The sequence below is a fragment of the Massilia litorea genome, from assembly GCF_015101885.1.
Lineage (GTDB): Bacteria > Pseudomonadota > Gammaproteobacteria > Burkholderiales > Burkholderiaceae_D > Telluria > Telluria litorea.
This window is the reverse complement of record NZ_CP062941.1, coordinates 263,257-281,233: the sequence shown is the minus strand read 5'-3', so window position 1 is coordinate 281,233 and position 17,977 is coordinate 263,257. Positions and strand designations below refer to the sequence as shown.

The following is a 17,977-nucleotide window of genomic DNA, read 5'->3' as shown; positions in this document are numbered from 1 at the left end:
CCACTACCCGCTTACGATTTCTCGACGATCTCGAGATCGAACTCGTCGACGCCCGCCACTTCGCCATGCACCCGGTCACCCGGCTGCAGCGCACCGACGCCGCCCGGCGTACCGGTGAAGATCAGGTCGCCCGGCGCCAGCGTCACCAGGCGCGACAGGTGGCTGATGATGTCGGCGATCGGCCAGATCATCTCGTTCAAGGCGCCGTCCTGGCGCACCTCGCCGTTCACGGAAAAGCGGATGCAGGCATCGTCTGCCGGATGGCCGAAGGCGCTCACCGGACGCAGCGGGCTGCACGGGGCGGAGGCATCGAAACCCTTGGCCATGTCCCACGGACGGCCGGTGTCCTTCGCCACCGCCTGCATGTCGCGCCGCGTCAGGTCGAGGCCGACGCCGTAACCCCACACCTTGGCCAGCGCCTCGTCCGCCGGAATGTCGGCGCCGCCCGAACGCAGGGCGACGACCAGTTCGATCTCGTGGTGCAGGTCCTTTGTCGCCGGCGGATAGGGAATGGCGCCTTCGGCGGGCACCACGGCGTCGGCCGGCTTGGTGAAGAAGAAGGGCGGTTCACGGTCCGGATCGCTGCCCATTTCGCGCGCGTGGGTCGCATAATTGCGGCCGACGCAGAAGACGCGGCGGATCGGGAAGCGGGCGCTGCTGCCGAAGATGGCGAGCGAAGGCGTGGCAGGTGGCGTGATGGCGAACTCGGTCATGGGGCTCTCTGGTTGACGATATGACCTTATTCTAGCGCCGCCGGAGGATCAGCGGAACGCCAAGTTAAAACCCGATCCGCGCCCGTCCCGGCACGCCGCGCAGGCGCACGTCGGCCACGGTCACATGGGCACGCCCGTCGGCCACCGCATAACCCAGGCTGTCGAGCAGGGTCTTGCGCAGGTCGCGCGGGGCGACCGGGGCCAGCTTGTCGAGCACCGCATCGGGCAGGCGCGCGTCGAACCCGGGCAAGTTCAGTTCCACCAGCAGCGCCGCGACCATGCGCTGGGCGATCCCGGCCGCCTGGCTCGCCGTCGGCGCCGGCACCTCGTACACGGCCATCCGGTTCAACAGGGGCGCCGGGATGCCTTCGGTGGAATTGGCGGTGAGTACCCAGAAGATCTGGCTGGCGTCGATCTCGACGTCGATGAATTCGTCGCGGAAGGCGCGCGAGGTTTCCGGCTCCAGCAGTTGGTACAAGGCGGCCAGCGGGTCGGACTGCGAGGAACCGCTCGCCTTTTCCACTTCATCGAGCACCACGACCGGATTCGCGTACTGGCCGCGCACGAGGCGCTCGGCGACCTTGCCGCATTTCGCGCCGCGCCAGCTGGCCGAGCTGCCGGTGATGACGAAGCCGGCCGAGAGGGCGTTCATGCTGATCAGTTCGCAGTCGGTGCCCATGGCGCGCGCCAGGCGCTTGGCGAAATGGGTCTTGCCGACGCCCGGCCCGCCCAGCAGCAGGATCGGCATCACATTGAACCCCTTGTTGCCGGCGTGGGCCAGGCGCAGGTAGCGCGCCAGGTCGTCCAGCACGGCGTCGAAGTTCGGGCATTCTTCAAAGAGCGGGGACAGGGCGTCGAGGGAAGAGGGCGTGGTCACGAAGCGCTCGGGGCCGGTATCGAGCATGCGTTCATAGAACGCTTCGAGCTCGGGCGAGCGGCCCCGGCTGCGATCCAGGGCATCCTGTACGTCGAGCAGGTCGTACACGGCGCGGGTGCGCGCAATGGTCAGGCTCACGGCAATCTCCTTGCTGTTACGGCAACTCGCCCCCGGCCTGGGCCGAACTGTTGGGCGATGGAGAAATCCTAATCCTTCCAGCATGAATCCGCAATTTCCCGGATGTCGCGTGCGAGCCGGCCACAGCTACGATCTCGTCGCGGAAAATGAATATTTTTTCTACAAGGAAAAAATGTCGCGTAATTATCCAGATGAGGTAAGACATTCACACTTGAGCCTAAGTGCTTAATTTTCCGAGAGATTTTGTCGTGAGACTGCTTGAGCGATGCGTGCTAAGTCCTTCATTTCATTAGCAAAATCCAGATTTTTCCTACCGGAATTCGCTTGACCAGTAACAACGCTTCCTCTAAAGTGGGAAACAGTGTGAAAAAGTGCAGTTTTGTGGGAGAAGTTCAGGTCTCCCGGCGCGCAAAACAACTAAACTGATAACTCTCCAAAGCTAGGTACCTACGTGTTTCAAGGCGCGTCAGCGATCAATCTCGATGCGAAAGGCCGGATGTCGATTCCGGCAAAGCATCGTGACGCCCTCGCGCTGCAATGCGAAGGCCGCCTCACGCTGACCCGCCACCCGCACGGCTGCCTGTTGCTGTTCCCGCGTCCCGTCTGGGAAACCCACCGCGACCAGATCGCCGCCTGGCCCATGTCGGCACGCGCGTGGCAGCGCATTTTCCTCGGTAACGCCTGCGATGTCGAGATGGACAGCGCCGGCCGCGCCCTGATTTCCCCCGAACTGCGTGCCGCCGTCGGCCTGGAAAAAGAAGTGATGATGCTCGGCATGGGCAGCCACTTCGAGATCTGGGACGCCGCCAAGCTGGCCGCCGATGAAGCATCCGCCGTTGCCGGCGGCATGCCCGATGTACTTTCCAATTTCTCTTTCTGAGGCACGGATGACGATTGCCACTCCGGTGCCCGAATTGCAGCATCGCACGGTGCTGCTTGATGAAGCGGTCGATGCGCTCGACCTGACGGGCGCTCGTGCCTCGGGTCTCTATATAGATGGCACCTTCGGCCGCGGCGGCCACAGCCGCCTGATCCTGTCGCGCCTGGCACCGGACGGTCGCCTGGTTGCCTTCGACAAGGACCTGCAGGCGATCGCCACCGCGCAGCAGATCGCCGACCCACGCTTTTCGATTGTCCACGACAGCTTCGCGACCATGGGCACGGCACTCGCCGCCCAGGGTGTGACGCAAGTGGACGGCATCCTGCTCGACCTGGGCATCTCCTCGCCCCAGGTCGACGACGCCACGCGGGGCTTCAGCTTCCGCAACGACGGCCCGCTCGACATGCGGATGGACACGACACGCGGACTCTCGGCCGCCGAATGGATAGCCACGGCGACCGAACAACAACTGGAAAAGGTTATACGTGATTATGGGGAAGAACGGTTTGCTTTTCAGATTGCAAAGGCGGTTGTTGCTCGCCGGGCAATCGAGCCAATTTCAGGCACACGCCAGCTTGCCGCAATCGTGGCAGACGCGGTCAAGACTCGGGAAAAAGGCAAGGATCCGGCCACCCGTACCTTTCAGGCTATCCGGATTTTCATCAATAAAGAGCTTGAGGACCTCGAGGCAGGGCTGACGGCTGCCTACGCCATGCTCGCGCCCGGCGCCCGCATGTCCGTGATCAGCTTCCACTCGCTCGAAGACCGCATGGTCAAGCAATTCCTGGCCAGCAAGGCCAAGGTGCCGCAGCCGGACCGGCGCCTGCCGATCCGCGCCGTCGACCTGCCGCAGCCGCAGATGAAGCTGATTGCCAAGATCAAGCCATCCGGCGAGGAAGTCTCCGCCAACCCGCGCGCCCGTTCGGCGGTGCTGCGCGTGGCCGAGCGGCTGGAGGATGCGGCACGATGAGCAACAAGCTCAACATCCTGCTGGCGGCCGGCCTGATCGCCTGCGGCCTGACCCTGGTTAACGCGCGCTACCAGGCGCGCCACCTGTTTATCGAACTCGAGCGCCTGCAGCAGCAGTCGCGCCAGCTCGACATCGACTGGGCCCAGCTGCAGCTGGACCAGTCCACGCTCGGCAAGAACGAGCGCATCGAGCAGATCGCCCGCACCAACCTGAACATGACCCCGCTGACCCCGGCGCGCACCCAGTACCTGACGGAGGGCGCGCGATGAAGCGCGACAAGCCCTTCACCACCGGCCGCGTCGCCGCGGCCAAAGGCATGGCCTTCTCGAAGAGCCCCGTGCTGGCCGTGCGCCTGCCCGACTGGCGCTCGCGCGTGATGCTGTTCGTGCTGTTCGCGGCCTTTGCCGCGCTCGGCCTGCGCGCGCTCTGGCTGCAGGGCATGTCGACCCAGTTCCTGCAAAAGCAGGGCAAGAGCCGCTACGAGCGCACGCTCGAGCTGCCCGCCACGCGCGGCAAGATCATGGACCGTAACGGCGAGGTGCTGGCCTCGTCCCTGCCGGTGAAGGCCGTCTGGGCGATCCCGGAAGACGTGCTGGCCTCGCCGCCGGAAAAACTGAGGGAACTGGCGCGCCTGCTCGAGATGCCGGAATCGGAACTGCGCAAGAAGCTCGACTCCGACCGCACCTTCGTCTACCTGAAGCGCCAGGTCGAGATGGACGTCATCGCGAAAATCGAAAAACTTAAAATCTCGGGCCTCGACACGCGCAAGGAATACAAGCGTTTTTATCCGCAGGGCGAAGTCATGACCCACATGGTCGGCTTCACCAACGTCGAAGACGTGGGCCAGGAAGGCATGGAGCTGGCGCAGCAAAAATCCCTGGTCGGCGCGGTGGGCAGCCGCCGCGTGATCAAGGACCGCCTGGGCCGCATCGTCGAAGACCTGGGCTTCTCGCGCGAGCCGCACGACGGCAAGGACTTGACGCTGTCGGTCGACAGTAAACTCCAGTACATCGCCTTCACCAGCGTCAAGAATGCGGTCGAGAAGTTCAACGCCCAGGCCGGCGGCGCCGTCGTGCTCGACGTGCAGACGGGCGAAGTGCTGGCCATGGCCAACTACCCGAGCTACAACCCGAACGACCGCTCCAAGCTCACCGGCGAGCAGCTGCGCAACCGCGTCATCACCGACACCTTCGAGCCCGGCTCGACGATCAAGCCGGTGACCGTGGCGCTCGGCCTGGAAACCAAGCGCATCACGCCGAACACCGTGTTCGACACCTCGCCCGGCCGCATCACGATCACGGGGAAGACCATCCGCGATACCCACAACTACGGCGTGCGTACCGTGGGCGGCATCATCCAGAAGTCGTCGAACATCGGCGTGGTGAAAATCTCGCAGCTGATCCCGCCGCAGGAAATGTGGGAGATGTACACCAAGCTCGGTTACGGCCAGGCCCCGCGCTTCGGCTTCCCCGGCCCGACCGCCGGCCGCGTGCGTCCATGGAAGTCCTGGAAGCCGATCGAATACGCGAACATGGCCTTCGGCCACGGCCTGTCGGTGTCGCTGCTGCAGATGGCGCGCTCCTACATGATCTTCGCGCGCAACGGCGACATCATCCCGCTGTCGTTCGTCAAGATGGACGAACGGCCGGTCGGCCAGCAGGTCATTTCGCCGAAGACCGCGGCCCAGGTGCGCACCATGCTCGAATCGGTCGTCAGCCCGGAAGGCACGGCCTCGAAGGCGCAGGTGCCGGGCTACCGCGTGGGCGGCAAGACCGGTACCGCCGAAAAGATCGTCAACGGCCATTACTCGCGCACCGACAACATCGGCTATTTCGTCGGCATCGCGCCGATGTCGAAGCCGCGTTTCATCATCGCCGTCATGGTCGACAACCCGCGCGGCGCGCTGCGCACCGGCGGCAGCGTCGCAGCGCCGACCTTCGCCGACCTGGCAGCGAACGCCCTGCGGGCCCATAACATTCCTCCGGATTCGTCGGTCACCGACATCATCATTCCGGAAGAGCCACTCGAGGAGAGTTGGTGATGACGCGTAGCCTGCACGATATCTGCAAGTGGATCACTGCCGCCGCACCGGGCGGCAAACTCGTTTCCGACTCGCGCCAGGTTGTACCGGGCGACGTCTTCTTCGCCTATCCGGGCGAAACCGCCGACGGGCGCCGCTTCATCGCTTCGGCAGTCGCGAACGGCGCCGCCGCCGTCGTCTTCGAAGCGCGCGACTTCGCCTGGGACGAGGCAATCGTGGTGCCGCACCTGGCCGTGCCGGACCTGAAACCGCAGGCCGGCCTGATCGCGCACGCCGTCCTCGGCCAGCCCGACGCCGACATGTTCACCGTCGGCGTGACCGGCACCAATGGAAAAACCTCGTGCGCCGTCTGGCTCGGCCAGGCCTTCGCAAGGCTCGGCGAGACGGCCGCCGTCATCGGCACCCTCGGCGTGGCCATGTACAAAGGGCGCGGCGAACCCGAGTTCGACGTGACCGGCTACACCACGCCGGACGCCGTGCTGCTCGCGAGCCGCCTGGCTGCCGTGCGCGAAGCGAAGGCACGCTCGCTGGCGATCGAAGTCTCGTCCATCGGCCTGGTCGAAGGACGCCTGGCCGGCCTGCATTTCGACGTCGCGATCTTCACCAACCTGACGCGCGACCACCTCGACTACCACGGCGACATGGAGACCTACGAGGCGGCCAAGCTCAAGCTGTTCGAATGGCCCGGCCTGCAGACCGCCGTCGTCAACCTCGACGATCCGGCCGGCCAGCGCCTGGTGGCACACCTGCGTGCGACCAATCCCGGGCTGGCGATCACCGGCTACACGCTGCACGACGCGGCCACCCAGCCGGCGATCGAGGGCGTGACCATCCTGCGCGCGTCCAATAAACGCAGCCGTCCGACGGGAGCCGAATTCCAGCTCGAGGCGCCCCAGGGTAGCCAGCTGGTGAAAACCCAGCTGGTCGGCCGCTTCAACATCAGCAATGCGCTGGCCGTGCTGGGCGCGCTGCTGGCCAAGGGCGTCGAGCTGCCGCGCGCGGTCGAGGCGATCGAAGCCTTGCTGCCGGCCCCGGGCCGCATGCAGCAGGTCGGCGGCCAGGATGCGCCGCTGGTCGTGATCGATTACGCCCACACGCCGGACGCGCTGGAAAAAACCCTGCACGCGCTGCGCCAGGTTGCGGACGAGCGTGGCGGCCAGCTGTGGTGCGTGTTCGGCTGCGGCGGCGACCGCGACCCGGGCAAGCGTCCGCAGATGGGCGCCGTCGCGCAAGCTGCCGACCAGGTCATCGTCACCAGCGACAACCCGCGCAGCGAAGAACCGGGCGCGATCATCGCCCAGATCGTCGCGGGTATGGATAAAGAACATCAGGCGATCGAGGACCGCGCCACCGCGATCCTGGCCGCCGTCAAGCAGGCGAATAAACAGGACGTGATCCTGCTGGCCGGGAAGGGCCACGAGCCCTACCAGGAAATCAAGGGCAAGAAGCTGCCGTTTTCCGACGCCGACCACGCCGCGCTGGCGCTCAGTGCGCGGCTCACCATGATGAGGAATAACTAGCATGCGCGGTTCGCTCGCACATCTGATCGCATCGATGCCTGGTTCTCAGCTGATTGCTGACGCCAGCTTCGACAGCGTCTCGACCGACAGCCGCACGGCGAATGCCGGCGCGCTGTTCGTCGCATTGCGCGGCGAAACCTTCGATGCCCATGACTTCCTGCCGCAGGTCGCCGCCAACGGCGCCGCCGCGGTCGTCGCGGAACGCCTGCCGGAAGGCTGGACCCTGCCGGCCATCCTCGTGCCGAACACCCTGGCGGCGCTCGGCCAGATCGCGAATCAATGGCGCCGCCAGTACAGCATTCCCCTGATCGGCGTCACCGGCAGCAACGGCAAGACGACGGTCAAGGAAATGATCGCCGCGATCCTCGCCGCCGCGTTCGGCGAAGCCGCACGCCTGGCCACGCAGGGAAACCTGAACAACGAGATCGGCGTGCCGCTGACCCTGATGCGCCTGGAAGCCTCGCACCGCGCGGCCGTCGTCGAACTCGGCATGAACCATCCGGGCGAGATCGGTCGCCTCGCCGCGATCGCCCAGCCGACCGTGGGACTGGTGAACAACGCCCAGCGCGAGCACCAGGAATTCATGCACACGGTGGAAGCGGTGGCGCAGGAAAACGGCTCCGTACTGGCCGCCTTGCCGGCGGACGGCGTGGCCGTCTATCCGGGCGACGACGTCTATACGTCCCTCTGGCAGGGCCTGGCGGCGCACTGCCGGAGCATGACTTTCGGCCTTTCCGACGCCTGCGACGTGCGCGCGAGCTACGCCAGCACGGGATTCGGTAACAATTTGAAAGTAACGACGCCGGGCGGCGCGTTTGAACTGAAACTGGCAGCCGCGGGCGAGCACAATGTACGCAACGCGCTGGCGGCGATTGCCTGCGCGCTGGCGGGCGGCATCGAACAAAGCGTCATCGTGCGCGGCCTGGAAGGTTTTACCCCGGTCGGCGGGCGCCTGCAGCAAAAGCGCGCCGCGAACGGCGCGCTGGTGATCGACGACACCTACAACGCCAACCCCGACTCGATGCGCGCCGCGATCGATGTGCTGGCAGCCTATCCGGCACCGCGCATCCTGGTCATCGGCGACATGGGCGAGGTGGGCACGCAGGGCCGCGAATTCACCGAAGAGATCGGCGCGTATGCGCAAAGCCGCGGCATCGAGACGGTGCTGGCGACGGGTGAGCTCTCGCGCCATCTGGCGGCGAGCGGCGCCCATTATTTCGAGCAGTTTGAGGATGTTTTGGCAGCACTGGACAAGGAACTGGGCGGCAATTCTGATGCAACTGTGTTGGTGAAGGGCTCGCGTTTCATGAAGATGGAACGCGTGGTCAATCACCTGACTGGATCCACACACACTGGCAAGGACGCCCACTAAATGCTTCTCTGGCTCGCCCAATACCTGCAGGACTACATCGGTCCGATGCGTGTCTTTAACTTCATCACCTTCCGCGCGGTGTTCGCCACGATCACCGCGATCGCGCTCGGCCTGTTTACCGGCCCGGCCGTGATCCGCAAGCTGACCGAGATGAAGGTCGGCCAGGCCGTGCGCACCCAGGGTCCGCAGACCCACCTGAAAAAACACGGCACCCCGACCATGGGCGGCGTGCTGATCCTGATCTCGATCGCCATCTCCACGCTGCTGTGGTGCGACCTGTCGAACCGGCTGATCTGGCCGGTGCTGATCGTCACGCTCGGCTTCGGCGCCGTCGGCTGGGTCGACGACTACCGCAAGGTCGTGTACCAGGACCCGGAAGGCATGCGCTCGCGCGAAAAATACTTCTGGATGTCGCTGGTCGGCCTGACTGCCTCGCTGTATCTCGCGTTCTCGGTGTCGGCCAAGACCCCGTGGGGCGTGGCCCAGCTGTTCGTGGCCTGGGTACAGTCGGGCTTCTCGATGGACCTGCCGCCCAAGGCCGACCTGATCGTCCCCTTCTTCAAGACCATCAGCTATCCGCTGGGCGTCTGGGGTTTCATTGCGCTGACCTATTGCGTGATCGTCGGCTCCTCGAACGCGGTCAACTTCACCGACGGCCTCGATGGCCTGGCCATCATGCCGACCGTGATGGTCGGCGGCGCGCTGGGACTGTTCGCTTATCTCACCGGTAACGTCACCTACTCGAAATACCTGTTCATTCCGCACATCGCCGGCGCCGGCGAACTGCTGATCTTCTGCGGTGCGATGGCAGGGGCAGGGCTGGCCTTCCTCTGGTATAACGCGCACCCGGCGCAGATGTTCATGGGCGACGTCGGCGCACTGGCGCTGGGCGGTGCGCTCGGCACGATCGCCGTCATCGTGCGCCAGGAAATCGTCCTGTTCATCATGGGCGGCGTGTTCGTGGCCGAGACGCTGTCGGTGATCATCCAGGTCAGCTGGTTCAAGTACACGAAAAAACGTTACGGCACCGGCCGCCGCGTCTTCCTGATGGCGCCGCTGCACCACCATTTCGAACAAAAGGGCTGGAAGGAGACCAAGGTCGTGGTCCGCTTCTGGATCGTGACGATGGTCCTGGTCCTCGTCGGCCTCTCTACCTTGAAACTGCGCTGATCGATGAACTACGAAGGCAAACTCGCACTGGTATTGGGGCTCGGGGAATCCGGGCTCGCGATGGCGCAATGGCTCGCCCGTTGCGGCGCGCGCGTGCGCGTGGCCGACACGCGCGCCGAGCCGCAACGCCTGCCTGCGCTGCGCGAAGCCGTGGCCGATGCCGAATTCGTCCACGGCGAGTTCACGGCCGCGCTGCTCGACGGCGTCGATTTCGTGGCCGTCAGCCCCGGCCTGGCGCCGAACAAGGAACTGGCCGAGATCACGCCTGCCGCGCAAGAGAAGAACATCCCCGTCTGGGGCGAGATCGAGCTGTTCGCGCAAGCGCTGGCCGCCCTGAAGGCGGAGCGTGCGTACGCGCCGAAAGTCATCGCGATCACCGGCACCAACGGCAAGACGACCGTCACGAGCCTGACCGGCCTGCTGTGCCGCCGCGCCGGTTTCGAGACCCGCGTGGCCGGCAATATCAGCCCGGCCGCGCTGGACGTGCTGCGCGAAGCCCTTCATGAGGACAAGCTGCCGCAGGCCTGGGTGCTCGAACTGTCCAGCTTCCAGCTGCACACCACTTACTCCTTGAACGCCGATGCGGCGACGGTGCTGAACATCACCCAGGACCACCTCGACTGGCACGGCGACATGGCCGCCTACGCCGCCGATAAAGCCCGCATCTTCGGCGCCGACACCACCCGCGTGCTGAACCGCGACGACGCCATCGTGATGGGCATGGGCGCACCGAATGTGCCGCAGATTACCTTCGGCACCGGCGAACCGCAGGAAGCGGGCAGCTTCGGCATCGTCAACGAGCGCGGCGTGCTGTGGCTGGCCACCGCGCTGGCCGGCGAGGCGAGTGAGAAAAAATTAAAAAAAGGCGAGGTCGCCGAGCCGGTCGAAACGACGGTGAGCCGCCTGATGCCGGCCGACGCCCTGAAAATCCGCGGCCTGCATAACGCCTCGAACGCGCTCGCCGCCCTGGCCCTGTGCCGCGCCGCCGGCCTGCCGCTGGCGCCCTTGCTGCACGGCCTGCGGGAATACGCGGGCGAGCCGCACCGCGTCGAGCTGGTCGCTTCCATCGACAACGTCGACTACTACGACGACAGCAAGGGCACGAATGTCGGCGCCACCGTCGCCGCCTTGCTCGGCCTCGGCAAGGCCTTTACCGGCGAAGACCAGCAGATCCTCCTGATCGCCGGCGGCGACGGCAAGGGCCAGGATTTCAGTCCGCTGGCCGAGCCCGTCTCGCGCTACGTGCGCGCCGTGCTGCTGATCGGGAAGGACGCGCCTGCCGTGAAGGCCGCGATCGAACCTTCCGGCGTGCCGTGCTTCGACCTCGACGACCTGCCGCAGGCGGTGCGCCGCGCCGCCGGCCTGGCGCGCGCAGGCGACAGCGTGCTGCTGTCCCCGGCCTGCGCCAGCCTCGACATGTTCACGAACTATGCGCACCGCGCACAGGTGTTCGTCGACGCCGTGCGCGAGATCGCGCTCGAGAAGGGGCAGGAGATCTGATGGCTTTCCAGATTCCCTTCAAATTCTCCGGTTCCGCCAGCGACGCGGCCATCGCCGAGCGCTCGCGCCCGTCGAAGATGATGGACTACGACCAGCCGCTGGTCTGGGTCACCGTGATCCTGATGCTGTTCGGGATGGTGATGGTGTATTCGGCCTCGATCGCGCTGCCGGACTCGCCCAAGTTCGCCTACCTGACCGGGCGCCATGAATACTTCCTGTTCCGCCAGATGGCCTTCATCGCGGCGGCGCTCCTGTTCGGCTATATCACCTTCCGCATCCCCATCGCCTCCCTGCAAAAGCTGGCGCCGCTGATGTTCGTCGGCACCCTGGTGCTGTTGATGCTGGTCCTGATTCCAGGCGTCGGCGTGGTGGTGAACGGCGCGCGGCGCTGGCTGTCGCTGAAAGTCTTCAACCTGCAGCCGTCCGAGATGATGAAGATCGTCGCCGTGCTGTACGCCGCCGACTTCACGGTGCGCAAGCAGCAGTACATGCACAAGCTGACCAAGGGTTTCATGCCGATGGCCTTTGCGATCGGCGTGGTCGGCATGCTGCTGCTGCTCGAGCCCGACCTCGGCGCCTTCGGCGTCATCGTCTGCATCGCCATGGGCATCCTGTTCCTGGGCGGCTTCAACATGATCTGGTTCGGCGGTATCGGCGCCATCCTGGTGATCATTTTTACGTCCATCATCGCGCTGTCGCCATTCCGCCGCGCGCGCATGTTCGCCTACCTCGACCCGTGGCAGGAAGACAATGCGCTGGACAAGGCCTATCAATTGACCCACTCGCTGATCGCCTTCGGGCGCGGCGAGATCGGCGGCGTCGGCCTCGGCAACAGCGTCGAGAAGCTGCACTACCTGCCGGAAGCGCACACCGACTTCATCATGGCCGTGATCGGCGAAGAGCTGGGCCTGGTCGGCGTGCTGGTGACGCTGGCGCTGTTTTACTGGATCGTCAAGCGCGCCTTCGACATCGGCCGCCAGGCGATCGCCCTCGACCAGTTCTTCGCGGGCCTGGCTGCGAAAGGCATCGGCATCTGGATCGGCGTGCAGACCTTCATCAACATGGGTGTGAACCTGGGCCTGCTGCCGACCAAAGGCCTGACCTTGCCGCTGATGAGCTATGGCGGTTCGGGCGTCGTCATCAACTGCATCGGTCTCGCGATCCTGCTGCGCATCGACTACGAGAACCGCGTCCTGATGCGGGGAGGGCGCCTGTGATGAATAAGCCTGTGAAGCAGCTCATGATCATGGCAGCCGGCACCGGCGGCCACATCTTCCCCGGCGTGGCGATCGCCCAGACCATGCGCGAGCGCGGCTGGAACGTCAGCTGGCTCGGCACCGCGCACGGCATGGAGCGCGAGTTCGTGCCGAAGCACGGCATCGAGATGGACACCATCGACTTCGCCGGCCTGCGCGGCAAGGGCATCCGGCATACCCTCACCGGCGCCGTGAAAATGGCGGCCAGCTTCGGCGCCTGCCTGCGTTACCTCGGCAAGCGCAAGCCGGACGTGGTGCTGGGCATGGGCGGCTATGTCACCGTGCCGGGCGGCCTGATGGCGCGCGCGCGCGGTATTCCGCTGGCCCTGGTGAATGCCGACGCGGCCCTGCTGTTGTCGAACAAGACCCTCAGCCCGATCGCCCAGCGCGTGCTGTTCGGCTTCCCGGCCGATTTCGGCAATGCCGCGGGCAAGGCTGTCGTCACCGGCAATCCGGTGCGCCAGGCGATCCTCGCGCTGCCGCTGCCGGCCACGCGCTTCGACGGCCGCAGCGGCCCCTTGCGCGTGCTGGTGGTCGGCGGCAGCCTGGGCGCGAAGGTGCTGAACGACAGCGTGCCGGCGGCGCTGGCCCGGATCGACGCGAATGTGCGCCCGATCGTGACCCACCAGTCGGGCAAGAAGAATATCGACGCCCTGCGCGCAGCCTATGCGCAGGCGGGAGTGGAAGCGAACGTGGTCGACTTCATCGACGACATGGCGGCCGCCTACGCGCAGGCGGATCTGGTGATCTGCCGCGCCGGCGCGATCACCGTGTCGGAACTGACGGCGGCCGGCGTGGCCAGCGTGCTGGTGCCGTTTGTCGCCAGCACCACCAGCCACCAGCGCGACAACGCGGTCTGGATGGCCAAACAAAAAGCGGCGATCCACCTGGCGCAGGGAGAGCTGTCGGCGACGAGCCTGGCGCAGCTCCTGATGTCGACCACGCGTGCCGACTGCCTGGCGATGGCCCAGGCGGCGCACGGTGTCGGCAAGCGCCATGCAAACGAGGAAATTGCGGACGTGCTCGAACAACTGGTAAAGAATAAAAAATAAGAATGAAACACAAGATCAAACACATTCATTTCGTCGGCATCGGCGGTAGCGGCATGAGCGGCATCGCCGAAGTCCTGCTGAACCTCGGCTATAAAGTCTCGGGCTCGGACCTGGGCAGCAACGCGGCCAGCGCCCGCCTGAAGGACCTGGGCGCGCGCGTCTACCTCGGCCACGCGGAAGACAACATCATCGGGGCCGACGCCGTCGTCACCTCGACCGCGGTGAACGAAGCCAACCCGGAAGTGATGGCCGCGCGCGCCGCGCAGATTCCGGTGGTGCCGCGCGCGATCATGCTGGGCGAACTGATGCGCCTGAAGCGCGGCATCGCGATCGCCGGTACCCACGGCAAGACGACGACGACCAGCCTGGTTGCATCCGTACTGGCGCAGGGCGGACTCGATCCGACTTTCGTCATCGGCGGCAAATTGAACAGTGCAGGTGCGAATGCGAAGCTGGGTACCGGCGACTACATCGTGGCCGAAGCCGACGAATCGGACGCGTCCTTCCTGAACCTGACGCCGATGATCGAGGTGATCACCAACATCGATGCCGACCACATGGAAACCTACGAACACGACTTCGAGAAGCTGAAGGCCGCGTTCGTGAATTTTACCCATCGCCTGCCGTTCTACGGCCGCGTGATGATGTGCATCGACGACAAGCACGTGCGCTCGATCCTGCCGCAGGTGACGAAGCCCGTGACGACCTACGGCTTCGCCGAAGACGCGCAGGTGCGCGCAATGGACGCCCATGCGGAAGGCGTGCACATGCATTTCACGGTGCGCCAGGACGGGTACCCTGACACCAGGTTCGTGCTGAACCAGCCGGGCATGCACAACGTCCTGAACGCCTGCTCGGCGATTGCCATCGCACGCGAGATCGGCATCGACGATACCGCGACCGCGCAGGGCCTGCTGGAATTCCGCGGCGTCGGCCGCCGCTTCACCCGTTACGGCGAAGTGGCGCTCGAAGGCGGCGGCAGTTTTACCCTGGTCGACGACTTCGGCCACCATCCGGTCGAGACCGAGGTGACCCTGGCCGCCGCGCGCGCCGCCTATCCGGGCCGGCGCCTGGTGCTGGCTTTCCAGCCGCACCGCTACAGCCGCACGCGCGACCTGTTCGAGGACTTCGTCAAGGTGCTGAGCGCCCCTGACGTGCTGCTGCTGTCGGAAGTGTATCCGGCAGGGGAAGCCCCGATCGTGGCGGCCGACGGCCGCGCCCTGGCGCGCTCGCTGCGCGCCGGCGGCAAGATCGAACCGATTTTCGTGGAAACCATCGCCGAGATGCCGGCCGCGATCCTCCAGGCAGTCAAGGACGGCGACGTCGTGCTGACCATGGGGGCGGGCTCGATCAGCGGCGTTCCCAACATACTGACTTCTGAACAAAAGGTAGCATCGTGAGCGACATCATCACCAACTTCGGCAAGGTCGGCGTCCTGTACGGCGGCCGTTCGGCCGAGCGCGAAATTTCCATCCTGTCCGGCACCGGCGTGCTGCAGGCCCTGCAGAGCCGCGGCATCGACGCCCACGGCTTCGACCCGGCCGAGCGGACGCTGGCCGAACTGGCCGCGGAAAAATTCGACTGCGTCTTCATCGCGCTGCACGGCCGCTACGGCGAAGACGGCAGCCTGCAGGGCGCCCTCGAACAGCTCGGCATTCCCTACACCGGCAGCGGCGTCATGGCGTCCTCCGTCGGCATGGACAAGATCACCACCAAGATCATCTGGCTGTCGAAAAACATCCCGACCCCGCGCTACGCGACCGTCGCCCCGGGCGACGACCTGGATAAAGTCGTCGCCGAACTGGGCCTGCCGCTGATCGTCAAGCCGCCGCTCGAAGGCTCGACCATCGGCATCACGAAAGTGGAAAAGGCCGAAGAGTTCGAAGCTGCCGTGGCCCTGGCCGCGGGTTTCGACGAAGTCATCCTCGCCGAGGAATTCGTCACCGGCCGCGAGTTCACGGTCGCCGTGCTCGGCACCGGCAAGCATGCGCGCGCGCTGCCGATCGTCGAGATCGTGGCTCCGCAGGGCAACTACGACTACCAGAACAAGTATTTCACGGACGACGTCCAGTACCACTGCCCGGCGCAGCTGCCGGATGCACTGACTGCCGAGATCCAGAAGCACGCCGTGGACGCCTACCGCGCCCTCGGCTGCGAAGGCTGGGCCCGGGTCGACGTGCTGGTACGCGAAAGCGACATGCGTCCGTTCCTGTTGGAAGTCAATACTTCGCCGGGCATGACGGGCCACTCGCTGGTGCCGATGGCGGCGCGCGCGGTGGGTATCAGCTATGAAGACCTGTGCGTCGAGATCCTGCGTTCGGCGCGCTGCAAGATGGTAAAGGCACAAGGCTAAAAGAATGTGGCATGACGTACGCGCCCTCAACGCCACCGCCAGCACGCTGCTGGCGGCGACGCTGCTCGCCGGTATCGCGAGCGGCGTGTGGTGGCTGTCGCAGCGGCCGATGTTCACCTTGCGCGAAGTGCGCATCGAGAGCTTGTACAAGATCGACCTGAAGCACGTGAACGAACTGACGGTACGGAACAGCGTCCTTGGCAAGATCCGCGGGAATTTCTTCACGACGGACCTGGAGCAGGTGCGCACGACCTTCGAGGCGGTGCCCTGGGTACGCCGCGCAACGGTGCGCCGCGAGTGGCCGAACGGCCTCATCGTGGAAGTGGAAGAGCACGAAGCGCTCGGCACCTGGGGCGAAGGCCGCCTGCTGTCGGTGAAGGGCGATGTATTTACCGCCAATATCGCCGAGGCCGACGACGACCACGAACTGCCGGCCTTTGTCGGACCCGCCGGCAGCGAGAAGGATGTGCTGGCGCGCTTCTCCGAATTGCGCTCGTGGTTCGCGCCGGTGAAACTGGTGCCGCAGGAACTGGCGCTGTCCTCGCGTTACGCCTGGACCGTCAAGCTGGACAACGGCATGAGCGTGGAGCTCGGCCGCGAGCAGGACAAGAACACCGTCAAGGCGCGCGTGCAGCGCCTGGTCGGGGTCTACCCGCAGCTGGTCGCCCGGCTGCAGGAAGGCCGCATCGATACGATCGACATGCGCTACCCGAACGGGCTGGCGCTGTCCTCCGCGGCCTTGACTGTGCCGACGGATGCCACCAAGCCTGTGAAGGCCGCGGCGAAGAAGAAAACAAAAACTCCGACTAACAAGCCAACAAAGCAAATCTAAGCAGGCGAGCAATGACAAAAGACGCGAAAAACCTGATCGTCGGCCTCGACATCGGCACCTCGAAGGTGGTGGCGGTGGTGGCCGAGGTGATGTCCGACGGACGCCACGAGGTCATCGGCCTCGGTCAGCACGAGTCGAAGGGATTGAAGAAGGGCGTTGTGGTCAACATCGAGGCCACCGTCGAATCGATCCAGCGCGCGCTCGAGGAGGCCGAGCTGATGGCCGACTGCAAGATCCGCAATGTCTACGCAGGCATCGCCGGCAGCCATATCCGCTCCTTCAATTCGAGCGGCATGGTTGCGATCAAGGACAAGGAAGTCACGCAGACCGACGTCGCGCGCGTGATCGAGACGGCGAAAGCGGTCAACATCCCGACCGACCAGCAGCTGCTGCACACGGTGCCGCAGGAATTCATCGTCGACAACCAGGAAGACGTGCGCGAGCCGATCGGCATGAGCGGCATCCGCCTGGAAGTGCGCGTGCACATCGTCACCGGCGCGGTGTCGGCGGTGCAGAACATCGTCAAGTGCGTGCGCCGCTGCGGCCTGGAAGTGTCGGACCTGATCCTGCAGCCGATGGCCTCGGCCGACGCGGTGCTGACGAACGACGAGAAGGAACTCGGCGTCGTCATCATCGACATCGGCGGCGGCACCACCGACATCGCGGTGTTTTCCGACGGCGCAATCCGCCACACGGCCGTGATCCCCATCGCCGGCGACCAGATCACCAGCGACATCGCGATGGCGCTGCGCACGCCGACCGGCGAAGCCGAAGAAATCAAGCTGCGCTACGGCGTCGCCAAGCAGGTGCTGGCCGATCCGGGCGAGACCCTGGAAGTGCCGGGCCTGGGCGACCGCGGTCCGCGTTCGCTCTCGCGCCAGGCGCTGGCCGCCGTCATCGAACCGCGTGTCGAAGAGCTGTTCGCGATGGTGCACCAGGTGGTGCGCGAGTCCGGCTACGAGGGCGTGCTGTCGTCGGGCATCGTGCTCACCGGTGGCACCTCGATGATGCCGGGGATGATCGAGATGGCCGAAGACATGTTCCTGAAACCGACGCGCCTGGGCACGCCGGACTACCGCGGCCAGCTGGCCGACGTGGTCCGCAGCCCGCGCTACGCGACGGTGCTGGGCCTGTTGATGGAAGCGAAAAAACAGTATTTGCGGGGCCACATCGTTACGCGTCAGGATGGCTCGGTAAAGGCGGTGTGGCAACGTATGAAGGAATGGTTCTTGGGGAATTTCTAAGCAGCAATCGGCGCAGTCAGCCAAGCGTATTTGATTCGATACAAAACACATATTTTTTT

The 17,977-nt window shown here is 65.3% G+C and carries 16 protein-coding genes; 14 read left to right on the top strand and 2 right to left on the bottom strand.

Features of this window, described 5'->3' with window-relative positions; all coding sequences use genetic code 11:
• Positions 1 to 11 precede the first annotated feature (11 nt).
• Complete coding sequence (locus LPB04_RS01145) at positions 12 to 713, bottom strand: fumarylacetoacetate hydrolase family protein (RefSeq protein WP_193686995.1); 702 nt, start codon at positions 711 to 713, stop codon at positions 12 to 14.
• 64 nt (positions 714 to 777) lie between these two features.
• Positions 778 to 1,728 (bottom strand): AAA family ATPase, encoded by a 951-nt coding sequence (locus LPB04_RS01140; RefSeq protein ID WP_193686994.1) that lies wholly within the window; start codon positions 1,726 to 1,728, stop codon positions 778 to 780.
• Positions 1,729 to 2,179: 451 nt separating this feature from the next.
• Between LPB04_RS01140 and mraZ the strand changes: the two genes are divergently transcribed.
• Genes mraZ through ftsA form a run of 14 tightly spaced genes read left to right on the top strand, consistent with a single transcriptional unit; the run spans position 2,180 to position 17,918 of the window.
• The gene (gene mraZ, locus LPB04_RS01135) at positions 2,180 to 2,608 is read left to right on the top strand and encodes a division/cell wall cluster transcriptional repressor MraZ (protein WP_193686993.1); all 429 of its coding nucleotides are present in this window, start codon (positions 2,180 to 2,182) and stop codon (positions 2,606 to 2,608) included.
• A gap of 7 nt (positions 2,609 to 2,615) precedes the next feature.
• A complete protein-coding gene (rsmH, locus tag LPB04_RS01130; RefSeq protein ID WP_193686992.1) occupies positions 2,616 to 3,578 on the top strand; it encodes a 16S rRNA (cytosine(1402)-N(4))-methyltransferase RsmH in 963 nt (320 codons plus the stop codon).
• The gene (gene ftsL, locus LPB04_RS01125; RefSeq protein WP_193686991.1) at positions 3,575 to 3,847 is read left to right on the top strand and encodes a cell division protein FtsL; all 273 of its coding nucleotides are present in this window, start codon (positions 3,575 to 3,577) and stop codon (positions 3,845 to 3,847) included. Before rsmH ends, ftsL begins: the two co-directional genes overlap by 4 nt.
• Positions 3,844 to 5,619 (top strand): peptidoglycan D,D-transpeptidase FtsI family protein, encoded by a 1,776-nt coding sequence (locus tag LPB04_RS01120; protein ID WP_193686990.1) that lies wholly within the window; start codon positions 3,844 to 3,846, stop codon positions 5,617 to 5,619. Before ftsL ends, LPB04_RS01120 begins: the two co-directional genes overlap by 4 nt.
• The gene (locus tag LPB04_RS01115; RefSeq protein ID WP_193686989.1) at positions 5,619 to 7,139 is read left to right on the top strand and encodes a UDP-N-acetylmuramoyl-L-alanyl-D-glutamate--2,6-diaminopimelate ligase; all 1,521 of its coding nucleotides are present in this window, start codon (positions 5,619 to 5,621) and stop codon (positions 7,137 to 7,139) included. Before LPB04_RS01120 ends, LPB04_RS01115 begins: the two co-directional genes overlap by 1 nt.
• Position 7,140: 1 nt before the next feature.
• Positions 7,141 to 8,511, top strand: coding sequence for a UDP-N-acetylmuramoyl-tripeptide--D-alanyl-D-alanine ligase (locus LPB04_RS01110; protein ID WP_193686988.1), 1,371 nt, complete (start codon positions 7,141 to 7,143; stop codon positions 8,509 to 8,511).
• The gene (gene mraY, locus LPB04_RS01105) at positions 8,512 to 9,681 is read left to right on the top strand and encodes a phospho-N-acetylmuramoyl-pentapeptide-transferase (RefSeq protein ID WP_193686987.1); all 1,170 of its coding nucleotides are present in this window, start codon (positions 8,512 to 8,514) and stop codon (positions 9,679 to 9,681) included.
• 3 nt (positions 9,682 to 9,684) lie between these two features.
• The gene (gene murD, locus LPB04_RS01100) at positions 9,685 to 11,181 is read left to right on the top strand and encodes a UDP-N-acetylmuramoyl-L-alanine--D-glutamate ligase (protein WP_193686986.1); all 1,497 of its coding nucleotides are present in this window, start codon (positions 9,685 to 9,687) and stop codon (positions 11,179 to 11,181) included.
• Positions 11,181 to 12,398, top strand: coding sequence for a putative lipid II flippase FtsW (ftsW, locus tag LPB04_RS01095; protein ID WP_193686985.1), 1,218 nt, complete (start codon positions 11,181 to 11,183; stop codon positions 12,396 to 12,398). The genes murD and ftsW overlap by 1 nt, the downstream gene beginning before the upstream one ends.
• Entirely contained in the window at positions 12,398 to 13,489 is a 1,092-nt protein-coding gene (gene murG, locus LPB04_RS01090; RefSeq protein ID WP_193686984.1) for an undecaprenyldiphospho-muramoylpentapeptide beta-N-acetylglucosaminyltransferase, read from the top strand. Before ftsW ends, murG begins: the two co-directional genes overlap by 1 nt.
• 2 nt (positions 13,490 to 13,491) lie before the next feature.
• Entirely contained in the window at positions 13,492 to 14,889 is a 1,398-nt protein-coding gene (gene murC / locus LPB04_RS01085) for a UDP-N-acetylmuramate--L-alanine ligase (protein WP_193686983.1), read from the top strand.
• 5 nt (positions 14,890 to 14,894) lie between these two features.
• Complete coding sequence (locus LPB04_RS01080; RefSeq protein WP_193688813.1) at positions 14,895 to 15,842, top strand: D-alanine--D-alanine ligase; 948 nt, start codon at positions 14,895 to 14,897, stop codon at positions 15,840 to 15,842.
• A 4-nt stretch (positions 15,843 to 15,846) separates the two neighbouring features.
• On the top strand, positions 15,847 to 16,674 hold the full coding sequence (locus LPB04_RS01075; RefSeq protein WP_193686982.1) for a cell division protein FtsQ/DivIB: 828 nt from the start codon (positions 15,847 to 15,849) through the stop codon (positions 16,672 to 16,674).
• Between the two features lie 11 nt (positions 16,675 to 16,685).
• A complete protein-coding gene (ftsA, locus tag LPB04_RS01070; RefSeq protein ID WP_193686981.1) occupies positions 16,686 to 17,918 on the top strand; it encodes a cell division protein FtsA in 1,233 nt (410 codons plus the stop codon).
• The last annotated feature ends 59 nt before the right edge of the window (positions 17,919 to 17,977 follow it).